The following is an 11,192-nucleotide window of genomic DNA, read 5'->3' as shown; positions in this document are numbered from 1 at the left end:
ACATGGGACACGCCCTTAAAGAACAAAGTTCAAGAATAATTATTCAGCAGCTTCAACTTGAATATCGTGTTTTTGTGCACGTTTATTGCTATTGGAAGCTTTCGGAGTTTCAACCGTAATTTTACGTGGCTTCATCTCTTCGGGAATTTCCCGTTTCAATTCGATATGAAGCAAACCGTTTTGAAGTTGCGCACCAACCACTTCAACATGATCGGCCAATTGGAAACGCCGTTCAAAGGACCGCGATGCAATTCCGCGATAGAGGAAATCGCCTTCGTCATTTTCTTCCTCATGCGATTTCTCGCCCTTGACAGTGAGTTGATGACTTTGTGCTTCAATATCAATTTCATCTTCGGAGAAACCGGCAACAGCCATAGAAATCCGATAAGAATTCTCGCTCAACCGTTCAATATTATAAGGCGGATAAGTCTGAACGCTTTCCGGCTGGGTCATTGTATCAAACATATTGAACAAACGATCAAAACCGACAGTTGAACGATATAATGGTGAAAAGTCTACTTGACGCATAATAATTGCCCTCCTTCAGAGCGACGATTTGTTTGGTTATCACGATCTCCAAAAAGGCAGATCAATATAACCAGCGACCCCGTATCGGCGATCGCATTAATGATGTGGTTATCCGTTAGCCGACTTTCAAGAGCCATTATTTGTCCTGTTAATTTTTTTCAGAGAAAATGTTGAAAAAATCTTGTAACTATAAGCTGTTACCGCAAAATTCTGCGATCAGGTCGGGCTTATCGAAGTGCGGGTTCATGGAGCTTCAAATTCCGCACGTCAATCCACGTATTCGGCCCACGTCTTCGGCAGGCAATTGCAACGGCAACCGGATATTTCCGGCAAACAAGAAATGCTTTTTTAAATTTTGCGGAATAGATAATTGTTGTTCGTCAATGACCAGCAAAGAAAGATGCGATAATTGCCTGCCTGCCTTTTGAAAGATGAAATGCCGTTGCCGCTCCTGCATACTTCTATGCTTGAGACGTCGGATAACAGACAATTACGAGTTATCAAATATACAAGAAAATCCGGCTATCAAAAAGGTACGGTTATTTTCCTGCAAGGTGTAGCCGACAATATTGCAAGATATAAAGAACTGTTTTCAAAGCTTGGCGAGCGTGGTTTTTCCTATGCATCATTAGACTGGTACGGGCAAGGCGGTTCTCTGCCGCCGAATAAAGGCAAACACGAAAATTTCCGACACAGATTCGACATTAACCGGCATATAGGTGACCTTGATGAATTCCTCCATCGAATTGTTTATACCGACTGCCCGCCTCCTTATTATTTTCTCTGCTATGAAACGGGATGTCTCATCGCTATCTCGGCGATAGATGTCATTAACAATCAATGCGACCGCCTCATCGGTATTTCACCCCTTTTTAGCCCGTTAGGCTATAGAATCGGCGGCATTCATTACAAAATCAACAAAACACTGAGCGATTTCGGTTTGGGCAGGATGAAATTGAAACAAAGCGCATGTCTGGTTCGTAAATCCTGTTCCCCTTTAACCGCTGGATCGGATCATAATGAACAAAAACAGCTCCCGCTGCTTGACAGGCACTGGCTGGCAGACATCTTTGAAACGGCTGCTTACGCGAAACAACGTTTACAAAAAAACGACCAGCGCTTTCCGGCATTGTTTGTGACCAGCCATAATGACAGCCTGGCTAGCGCATCTGAGGTGCGCAGATTTTGTCATGATGTCAGGCTTGCAGATACAATCACACTATCGGGAGCAAGCCACGACCTATTTCACGCAAGTGATTGGCACAAAAAACAATTCTGGGCTTTATTCGATGCCTTTATACCGGGCACCAATGCTTACGATATTAACCGTTGAGGATAGATGACGCTGCATCGAACAATTCCGGCGTTGAAGCTGCAATAATATTTCCGGCCTCTTCCGCACCACCACCGTTCCACTGCCTGATAACGCCGCCTGCCTGCTCGACAATAGGTATGAGCGCCATAATGTCATATGGCTCCAGCCCTGTTTCCACTACCAGATCGACAAAACCGCAAGCAAGCATAGCAAAGGCATAACAATCCGAACTGTAACGCGTTAAGCGGACTTTCTTCACCAGCTTTTCAAAACGTGTCTTTGCTTCACCTTCAAACAGCTCCGGAGCGGTTGTAAACATTGTGGCTTTATCAAGTATTTTACAATCACTGACGGCCAGTTTACGATGGCTACCATCAAGCAGCGTATTCAGATAAGCTCCCTTGCCACAGCTATAATATATTTCACGGGTGAAAGGTTGAGCCATCATGCCGGCAACAGCTTTTCCACTTTTCATGAGGCCGACGAGACTTCCCCAAATTGGCATTCCGGTAATAAAAGAGCGCGTTCCGTCAATCGGATCAATGACCCAGACATTATCATTCAGTCCTTTCAAGGTGGGAAATTCCTCTCCCAATATTCCATCATCCGGACGTTCCTGATGAATAAATTCCCGTAAAGCGATTTCGGTTTTGCGATCGGCAATTGTAACCGGATCAAAACCCTCTTTATCCTTATTGTCTATCGACAGCGAATGCCGAAAAAAGGGAAGCGATGTATCAGCAGCGATTTGCGCAAGTTTTTCAAAGAAATCAAATCCTGGAAGATTGGTCATCATCTGCTCCCGATCACTTGTATTACGGTCATTACGGCACGGATTAGACAAAAAGTTTTAACCGGCTTTGTCGGAAAACTCAATGTCGGGCATTACATTTCCGATTGCACGTGAATTTCCACCTGCAATATTCTTATCCCGACAATTTGCCATATTATTCAACCGCTCGATCGATTTGAAAATCTGTCTCAAATTTAAAAAATAATTATTCTGCCGCCACTTTCGTGGTCATGAAATGACCTTCGGGAAAGGCCATAATATCCGAAGCAAGCCCCGTAAGGTCATTTTGCAGGACCGGAAAATTATGATTGGGTTCCAACGTAATTTCATCCAGATAAAGGCTTCTATTAATTTCTATTTGAAGAGCATGAATATTTTCGCAAGGTCGACCGTAATTTGCGGTAATGAAACCTCCGGAATAAGGCCGATTGAGAGCGACATTATAACCCTTTTGCTCCAATCTATCGGTTACATATTCAACGAAAGCATTCGCACAGGATTGGCCATATTGATCGCCCAGAATAAAATCGGGTTGTTGGCCGCCATTAAAAAATCTCAGTTTTCCCGGCATCGAATGGCAGTCGATAAGAACTGCAAATCCGAAACGTTCTCGCATCTCATCGAGTTTCCTTGCGAGATGTTCATGATAAGGTACATAAAGCCCGTTGATACGTTCCAAAGCATCGCTCAAGTGAATACGCCCGTCATAAATCGGAACGCCTGTTGCAACAATCCTCGGTATGATTCCCAAGCCCGCAAGAACACGTGTCGAAGGCTTCGGAACATCTTCCGGCAATGGCTCGAAAAACATGTCGCCATCAAGTTCATCGCGCTCGCGATTGACATCCAGAAAGGAGCGCGGGAAATTTGCCGCCATGAGAGCTGCACCAAGCTCGACGACATTGCGGAAGAGAAGATCGACAAAACAATCTTCCGATATGCGTATTGTAAAATTGTCCAGACTCGACTGCTTTAAAAAGCTCTTGGGGTAAACACGCCCCGAATGGGGCGAGTTGAAGAGAAACGGAACTCTGAGTTCAGCCGGTTCAAAATATTGGAACGCTGCAACACCATCTAAATCCATTTCCAAAACCTGCAATCAATGTCTTTTTCAATAAAAACCGTAAACCGAATGCACCTTCATTCGCAACCGCGAATTAACCATTATGAAAAACAAAGTTGCACCGACAGCCTTTATCGCTTTTTTTACGAACCTAATTTATTGTATGAATACGAAAGAGATAAGCATCCAATTCAAATAAACAACTGCTGGACACTATAATGAAACGAATTTTGCTTGCCGAAGACGATAACGATATGCGTCGATTTTTAGCAAAAGCCCTGGAACGGGCCGGTTACGAAGTTACCGATTTCGATAACGGTGCAAGCGCTTATGAACGCCTACAGGAAGAACCCTTTTCGCTGCTCCTGACCGATATTGTTATGCCGGAAATGGATGGCATCGAACTGGCGCGCCGCGCAACCGAAATAGATCCGGATTTACGAGTCATGTTCATTACCGGATTTGCAGCGGTCGCACTCAATTCCGATAGCAACACACCACGCGACGCAAAAGTACTATCAAAACCGTTTCATTTGCGAGAACTCGTCTCGGAAGTCGAAAAAATGTTGATAGCAGCCTAGGAAACAGGTTTTAAATTTCCACTTTTTCCGGATTATGAACTATTTTTTTTAAAAAGGCATTGACCTGACTGAATTGATATGGTGTATGCACCAACATCAGATGGGCGTGTAGCTCAGAGGGAGAGCACTACATTGACATTGTAGGGGTCACAGGTTCAATCCCTGTCACGCCCACCATCTGTTTTCCATTTATCCGTTTTTCCGATTGTGTTTCGACACCATCCCGATTATCGGTTCTATTGCTTCCCGACTTTAAAAGCTTTTTTTGAAACCCCCTCTTCAATTGCTAACGAGGCAATTCCAACAATTTTAAAATTCAGTCTCTCGACATTAAAAAGTCGCATTAAAACTGCGACTGTGCTCCCGAAATCAGTAACGATTCTTGCCGATGAAGAACGGTCGAACTTAAAGACATATCGGATTATCACGGAATAAGATTGCTGATAAATTTTCAACTTTTTCTCAAAGCTACCACCGGTTTTTTCGCAAAATATCAGCCGGTCGGAACGATAACGAGCAAGACAACGACGAATACAAAAATTGGTGAGAGGTAACGTTTATATAAAGAATGAGCCTTCAGAATGCTTGATTGCAAAAATCACCGAGTTTTCACCGCTGTGACAGGACTAAAATAATTTTCAATAGAAAGAATATCGGAACCGGTTTTGATCCGCTGATAGTTGTCAGAACAAGTAAATGACTTTTTCACCCGCTTACTTGCGGCCAAATCGAACCGGATGGCTGTTATTACGTTTTTGTCCGGTTTATTTCATAAGGTGCATATTTTAAAAACTTTTAAACGCTTACCAGTAAATAAAAATACATTTTTCAATATAAACAACAATTTTATAAATTTACATTATAAATACTTAATAACACAATATAAAATAAATTATATTATTTTTTATTATACATGTTTTATAATGGTATTTTTTAAACAATAACCTCTAATTGAAATGGATAATGCCTGCTTAAATCCTGCGCCTATAATGCTATTAAAATATATTGTTATTGAAACTGTTTCATGAATGACAGAACTGAATTATTCATTGCCGAGACTGTAGCGACTGTTCGGAAAAATTAATTTTAAAGAACGGTGGCGGCTGCTTGCAAAAACCGTGAATTCAGAACGAAAGCAGCCTTTCAATGCAAAAGGGGGAGATTTCAATAACAGGAAACCGTTTAGCTGGAGGTTTCTCGCCCCTGCCCTCATTTAACGGGCGCGGTCAAGCACTCTTTTGCATTCAATCAATTCAAACAGCGCTTCTTGCAGTAGCGTTTTGTTATCTTTGCCTTTTCCGATATTGCTGCCCCCCACTTCCGCATCCGAATCGGACTTCATGAAGCTGAATAAGCCTTTGGATTGCTGCGGTTTGGCTGGAATCGGGGTATTTTCAGCCTCTTCCTCGGCTTTCTTTTTTTGCGTAATCGCATCAATCGCCGCAATATCACCGTTACCCAAGGCGACAACAAAAGCGATACCATTGTCCTTTAACAGACGTTGCGCGCCTTTAATGGTATAGCCCTGTTCATATAAGAGTTGGCGAATGCCTTTCAGTAAATCAACATCGGCCGGACGATAATAACGACGGCCACCACCGCGCTTTAACGGTTTTATCTGTGAAAAACGTGTTTCCCAAAATCTCAAAACATGTTGGGGGAGATCCAACGCTTCAGCAACTTCGCTGATGGTACGGAAAGCATCCGGACTTTTATCCATTTTTTGCCCTTTGCCGACTGCAACTTGATGTTTGGCCTGATATTAAGTTCCGGCGTCTTCAAACGCTTTCAGCCTTTCAAGCCTATGTGAAAGTCTTGCAGCTTCATTGATAGATAATTATCACAATAGCTATCAATAACACGAACTTTAGCAAAACTGAAACTGTTATGCCGATCTAGGATTTTTTTGAACGATGGCCATCCAGAATTTTTTTCTTCAAAACATTGGATGCTTTGAATGTCATGACGCGACGCGGTGAAATCGGAACTTCTTCACCGGTTTTCGGATTACGGCCAATGCGTTCGGTTTTATTGCGAACATGAAAAGTTGCAAATGAAGATAATTTGACAGTTTCACCCTTAACGATTGCATCGCAAACTTCGTCAAGGATCATTTCAACCAACGAAGCCGACTCTGTACGTGACAGGCCAACTCTTCTGCAAACTGCATCCGCCAAATCTGCGCGCGTCACTGTAGTACCAGACATAACTATCGCCTTCTTTAAATTGAAGTACAAAAAACATATACGTTATATTTATGATCGGTCAACCCGTCTTGCGGTTACCAGCGGATAAGAATTGCTCCCCATGTGAATCCGCCACCCATCGCCTCCAACATGACAAGATCACCTTTTTTAATTCTACCATCATTAACAGCGACTGCAAGTGCCAGGGGAACCGACGCAGCAGAAGTATTCCCGTGTTGGTCGACAGTGATAACAACTTTTTCGTCGGCAATGCCGAGTTTTTTAGCCGAAGCATCAATAATACGTTTGTTAGCCTGATGCGGAACAAACCAGTCAAGTTCCGATGGAGAAATGCCGGTTGCCGAAAAACAATCGTCCACAACGTCGGTAATCATTCCGACCGCATGTTTGAAGACTTCGCGCCCCTCCATTCGCAAATGACCGGTTGTTTGCGTTGTTGACGGCCCCCCGTCAACATAGAGCTTGTCAACAAATGCACCGTCAGAGCGCTGTTTACAAACAAGAATACCCCGGTCACTATTATCGCCATTTCCGCTTTCGATTGCTTCAAGGATAACAGCACCGGCGCCATCACCGAAAAGCACGCAGGTCGAACGATCATTCCAATCAAGAATGCGGGAAAATGTCTCCGCACCGATAACCAATATCCGCTTTGCCATGCCGCCTTTTAAATAAAGGTCGGCAGTTGTGAGCGCGAAAATGAAACCCGAACAGACAGCCTGCACGTCAAAAGCAAAACCGTGTGACATCCCCAAGGCGTTCTGGATTTCGACAGCAGACGCAGGAAATGTGTGGTTTGGCGTAGCCGTGGCAAGGATTATACAGTCAATATCGGCAACTGTAAGCCCTGCATTATCAAGAGCGGCCTTTGCGGCGGCAGTCCCCAGAGAGACCGTTGTCTCGCCTTCACCGGCTATATAGCGCTGGCGGATTCCTGTTCGTTGAACGATCCATGCGTCGGATGTCTCGACAATCCCCTCAAGCTCGCTGTTCAACATCTTCTTTTTTGGCAGCGCACTGCCTATGCCGCATATGGCAGATCGAATCATTCAGTTCTATCCTTAACCAGCGAATCAATGTTCAGTTATCAATACGTTTGTTTATGTTTTCAATCATGTACCGTGTGGTCACCATGGTCGAGAAGTTCCGGTTTTTTATCGTGAAAATGCCTCAAATCCGCTGCAATTTTCTCCAAAAGCTTGTTGTTAACCATTTCATAGCCTACACGCAAAGCAGAAGCAAACCCATCTGCATCGGTTCCGCCATGACTTTTGATAACAACTCCGTTAAGTCCCAGTAATACACCGCCATTCACGCGGCCAGGATCCATTTTCTGTTTGAGTTTACGAAAAGCACTAATTGATAAAAGATAGCCGATCTTTGTCAACAATGAACCGGACATGGCTTCCCGCAAAATTTTTGCCATTTGCCGCGCTGTTCCTTCAGCAGCTTTCAATGCGATATTTCCGGAAAAACCTTCTGTCACCACAACGTCGACTGTTCCCTTACCTATATCGTTTCCTTCGACAAAGCCCTTATATTCCAGTCCATCAAGACCAATCTCGCGTAACATCATACCGGCTTGTTTGATTTCATCCAGACCTTTGACTTCCTCGACACCAATATTGAGTAAGCCTACCGTTGGCCGTTTGACATTATAAAGTGCGCGGAACATACCTGCCCCCATCACTGCCAGATCAACGAGCTGATCGGAGGAAGCACCGATCGTCGCACCAATATCGAGCACAATGCTTTCACCGCGCAAAGTCGGCCACACGCCCGCAATACCCGGCCGATCGGCTTCCTCCATCATTCTTAGACAAAAATAGGACATTGCCATTAACGCGCCGGTATTACCGGCCGACACACAAGCATCCGCCTCGCCTTTTTTAACCGCTTCGATTGCTGCCCACATGGATGATTTGCCACGGCCGTTACGCAAAGCCTGACTGGGTTTTTCATCCATCCGTGTGTAGGTTTCGGTTGCAATGAATGTCGAAGAAGAACCAAGCTCCGGATAACGTTTCAAAACCGGTTCTACCGCACTTGCCACACCATAAAAAATAAAACGTATTTCAGGAAAACGCTTCTGCGCAATTGCAGCACCGGCAATTGTGATCTCAGGGCCGAAATCGCCGCCCATTGCATCCACAGAAATTCTGATCACTCTCAAATGTCCTATTAGTTTCTAATTCTATATAAGGCTGCGTCACTTGGTTGCGATGGCGCATGAAACTTTAAGCCGAAAATACCGGTTTTAAGCCATTATACAACTATAAAATTTGTTTTTTCGACGACCATTACGATTTCAGTTGTTTCAAAACAGCAAAAGGGGAAGGTTCTTTTTCTTCATTTCCGGTGTCTTCAATATAGTTGCCATCAACCCCTTCCTTTCGCGGATAGGGATTTAAAGAAAGCTCGAAGAATTCCTCCAGAAAAGCACCGACATCTATGCTATCGCCATGAAATACTTCCGGCGTATCAGGCCCTTCCGCATCAATGAAGACTTCACCCGTATGATCCAGCTCTTCATATTTCACAAGCTTGGAGTCTTCGGGAATAAAAACCGATTGAACTTCCTCTTCAACATGTTCGGGAATTGGTTCCAATGTAACGACACAGGCCTGGACAATGTCTGCTTCAAACTTTCCCTTGATACGAACGCCCCGTTTTTTCCACGGCGAAACATGGACATCCGCATGAAATGAATCGACGCTTAAAAGACCATGGTTTTCCTTGAGTTTTTGGCGTTCTTTTTCGTCTGCATCAATTTTTATTCGCACACCTTTCACCGGCAATGAACGAACATTGACCGGATAATGGATTGCAAAACTCATGAGGTGGCAATCGTTTTCGTTTGTGTGGTCATTATTGTGCATAATGGGCCTCATTCCAGTGTTCAACTTTAAAACTGTGTTTGATACATGCATCTTTTTCTGCACAGGCAAGATGAGGTGTATAAAACGACGTAAAATGTTTCCTGTTTTCCATACTCATTGTTAATAAATAGAAGTCGGCAACGATGCAATCTATTGCAAACGGCTTTAAGGTGGTTTAGGCAAAAAGATTGAAGAATAGTTTTTCCCCCGCCATGCGTTAGATGGAGATGTCATTGTTTCACACGATCCGCATTAAAACCCAAGCTAAGCATGGGTTACTTATCGGTTTAATCGCTGCTACGGCAATCACATTGAGTGGCTGCAAATCCCATGATTTCCTCAAGACAAGCCAAACTTACAATGAAGGTTATGTGCTCGACGAGTCGGCACTTGCTTCTGTGCCGGTGGGTTCAAGCCGCGATCAGGTTTTGCTCGCCCTCGGTTCACCTTCAATGACTGCAATGTATGATAACGAGGTCTTCTATTACATCTCGCAAACGCGCTATCGCGGTGCACAATTCATGAAGCCCAAGATTGTTGATCGTAAAATTCTGGCTATCTATTTCAACAAGAACGGTCAGGTTGAACGGATAGCGAATTATGGCCTGCAAGACGGAAAAGTTATCGATACGATCACCCAGACTACGCCAACAGGTGGTCATGACCAGTCGTTCCTGTCGCAATTGATTAAAGGCTCGAAGGGCGTTCCCCAATTACCACAAACGGGCAGGTAAATTTTTCTGCCCGCAAAGCCGATTTCGACAGTAAATTAAGGCTTTCATCCCGTTTACTGAAAACGAAAAACCGGCAGACAAAAATAAAAGCTCTATCTTCCGATAGAGCTTTTTTTAAATATTGAATGCAATTTCAGCTTTTGCAACTTTATGGGTTGCGCAATTCTTTTGCCATTCTATCAAGCACGGCATTGACCATCCTCGGTTCATCACCATCAAAAAATGCTTTGGCAATATCGACATATTCGCTGATTGCGACAGCAACCGGTACATCTTTACGGTTTTTTATTTCCCAGGCACCGGCCCGCAATATCGCACGTAAAGTTGAATCAATACGTGACAGCGGCCAGTCTTCAGGCAAATGTTGACGAATCATAGGATCAAGTTGGCGTTGCTCTTCCACCACACCGGCAATAATAGCACGGAACCATTGCGGGTCGGCTTCAAGATATTGTTCGCCATCGACTTCCTGTCCCAACCGATAAGTTTCATATTCCGAGGTTATTTCAAGAATACCGGTACCGGCAACATCCATCTGATAGAGAGCCTGGACAGCAGCCAAACGTGCCGCGCCGCGTTTATTTGCACGGCGCGACCCATTACGATTATTGGCATAAGTGTTACTCAACGATTTGCTCCGAATTTGTCTTTCAGTGCGATCATATGCAATGCGGCTTCGGCGGCAAAGCCACCCTTGTTCTTCTTATCCGGCAAAGCGCGAGCCCATGCCTGTTTTTCATTTTCGACTGTGATAATACCGTTGCCGATAGCCAATCGTTTGCGAACGCTCAAATCTGCAATGCCCCGACATGATTCGTTAGAAACGATTTCAAAATGGTATGTCTCACCCCTGATAACACATCCCAATGCGACATAACCGTCGTATTTTTTTTCACCCTTTTCGGCAAATGCAATCGCTGCCGGAATCTCCAAAGCTCCCGGAACAGTTACAACATCAAAATCTGCGTTAGCCTGTTCAAGTGTTTCTGTTGCGCCTTTCAGCAAGGCGTCCGAAATTTCTTCATAAAACCGGGCTTCTACAATAAGGAGATGAGCCTTTTTTACGTTTTTCTTTGTCATAATCTGATCCTA

Annotated in this window: 14 protein-coding genes and 1 tRNA gene; 4 read left to right on the top strand and 11 right to left on the bottom strand. The window is 44.2% G+C overall.

Annotated features, from left to right (window positions below):
- Positions 1–39 precede the first annotated feature (39 nt).
- Together GQS64_RS06480 and GQS64_RS06475 are read right to left on the bottom strand one after the other, a co-directional pair.
- Positions 40–528 carry an Hsp20 family protein gene (locus tag GQS64_RS06480; RefSeq protein WP_077991977.1) on the bottom strand — a complete coding sequence of 163 codons (489 nt, stop codon included), beginning with the start codon at positions 526–528 and terminating at the stop codon, positions 40–42.
- Complete coding sequence (locus tag GQS64_RS06475) at positions 516–665, bottom strand: hypothetical protein (protein ID WP_188318087.1); 150 nt, start codon at positions 663–665, stop codon at positions 516–518. Before GQS64_RS06475 ends, GQS64_RS06480 begins: the two co-directional genes overlap by 13 nt.
- Before the next feature lie 326 nt (positions 666–991).
- Between GQS64_RS06475 and GQS64_RS06470 the strand changes: the two genes are divergently transcribed.
- Positions 992–1,861, top strand: coding sequence for an alpha/beta hydrolase (locus tag GQS64_RS06470; RefSeq protein ID WP_198231030.1), 870 nt, complete (start codon positions 992–994; stop codon positions 1,859–1,861).
- Here GQS64_RS06470 and hisN read toward each other — a convergent pair.
- Together hisN and GQS64_RS06460 are read right to left on the bottom strand one after the other, a co-directional pair.
- A complete protein-coding gene (hisN, locus tag GQS64_RS06465) occupies positions 1,851–2,636 on the bottom strand; it encodes a histidinol-phosphatase (protein WP_198231029.1) in 786 nt (261 codons plus the stop codon). The genes GQS64_RS06470 and hisN overlap by 11 nt on opposite strands.
- 205 nt (positions 2,637–2,841) lie before the next feature.
- Positions 2,842–3,720, bottom strand: a complete 879-nt coding sequence (locus GQS64_RS06460; protein ID WP_077991973.1) for an N-formylglutamate amidohydrolase — start codon at positions 3,718–3,720, stop codon at positions 2,842–2,844.
- A 197-nt stretch (positions 3,721–3,917) separates the two neighbouring features.
- Between GQS64_RS06460 and cpdR the strand changes: the two genes are divergently transcribed.
- Positions 3,918–4,280: a cell cycle two-component system response regulator CpdR gene (cpdR, locus tag GQS64_RS06455; RefSeq protein WP_075870787.1), complete on the top strand. Its 363-nt coding sequence runs from the start codon at positions 3,918–3,920 to the stop codon at positions 4,278–4,280.
- A gap of 102 nt (positions 4,281–4,382) precedes the next feature.
- Positions 4,383–4,457 (top strand) — tRNA-Val (locus GQS64_RS06450).
- A gap of 1,036 nt (positions 4,458–5,493) precedes the next feature.
- Here the strand turns inward: GQS64_RS06450 and GQS64_RS06445 are convergent.
- From GQS64_RS06445 to GQS64_RS06425, 5 genes are all read right to left on the bottom strand, one after another.
- On the bottom strand, positions 5,494–6,000 hold the full coding sequence (locus tag GQS64_RS06445; RefSeq protein WP_077991968.1) for a MerR family transcriptional regulator: 507 nt from the start codon (positions 5,998–6,000) through the stop codon (positions 5,494–5,496).
- 175 nt (positions 6,001–6,175) lie between these two features.
- Entirely contained in the window at positions 6,176–6,487 is a 312-nt protein-coding gene (locus GQS64_RS06440; protein ID WP_077991967.1) for an integration host factor subunit alpha, read from the bottom strand.
- Positions 6,488–6,561: 74 nt separating this feature from the next.
- Positions 6,562–7,536 (bottom strand): beta-ketoacyl-ACP synthase III, encoded by a 975-nt coding sequence (locus GQS64_RS06435; protein ID WP_198231028.1) that lies wholly within the window; start codon positions 7,534–7,536, stop codon positions 6,562–6,564.
- A 59-nt stretch (positions 7,537–7,595) separates the two neighbouring features.
- The gene (gene plsX / locus GQS64_RS06430; protein ID WP_198231027.1) at positions 7,596–8,654 is read right to left on the bottom strand and encodes a phosphate acyltransferase PlsX; all 1,059 of its coding nucleotides are present in this window, start codon (positions 8,652–8,654) and stop codon (positions 7,596–7,598) included.
- Positions 8,655–8,787: 133 nt separating this feature from the next.
- Positions 8,788–9,366, bottom strand: a complete 579-nt coding sequence (locus tag GQS64_RS06425; protein WP_225868155.1) for a YceD family protein — start codon at positions 9,364–9,366, stop codon at positions 8,788–8,790.
- A gap of 221 nt (positions 9,367–9,587) precedes the next feature.
- Here GQS64_RS06425 and GQS64_RS06420 point away from each other — a divergent pair, with 221 nt between their 5' ends.
- Positions 9,588–10,100, top strand: a complete 513-nt coding sequence (locus GQS64_RS06420) for an outer membrane protein assembly factor BamE (protein ID WP_369805230.1) — start codon at positions 9,588–9,590, stop codon at positions 10,098–10,100.
- A 148-nt stretch (positions 10,101–10,248) separates the two neighbouring features.
- Here GQS64_RS06420 and nusB read toward each other — a convergent pair whose 3' ends face one another.
- Both nusB and GQS64_RS06410 read right to left on the bottom strand, forming a co-directional pair.
- Positions 10,249–10,728 carry a transcription antitermination factor NusB gene (gene nusB / locus GQS64_RS06415; protein WP_198231026.1) on the bottom strand — a complete coding sequence of 160 codons (480 nt, stop codon included), beginning with the start codon at positions 10,726–10,728 and terminating at the stop codon, positions 10,249–10,251.
- Positions 10,725–11,180: a 6,7-dimethyl-8-ribityllumazine synthase gene (locus GQS64_RS06410; protein ID WP_077991958.1), complete on the bottom strand. Its 456-nt coding sequence runs from the start codon at positions 11,178–11,180 to the stop codon at positions 10,725–10,727. Before GQS64_RS06410 ends, nusB begins: the two co-directional genes overlap by 4 nt.
- Between the last annotated feature and the right edge of the window lie 12 nt (positions 11,181–11,192).

Origin of the sequence: Bartonella sp. P0282, from assembly GCF_048452985.1 — a bacterium.
GTDB classification, from domain to species: domain Bacteria; phylum Pseudomonadota; class Alphaproteobacteria; order Rhizobiales; family Rhizobiaceae; genus Bartonella; species Bartonella choladocola.
The sequence above is the reverse complement of the archived record's forward strand: the minus strand, read 5'-3'. Positions and strand labels throughout refer to the sequence as shown.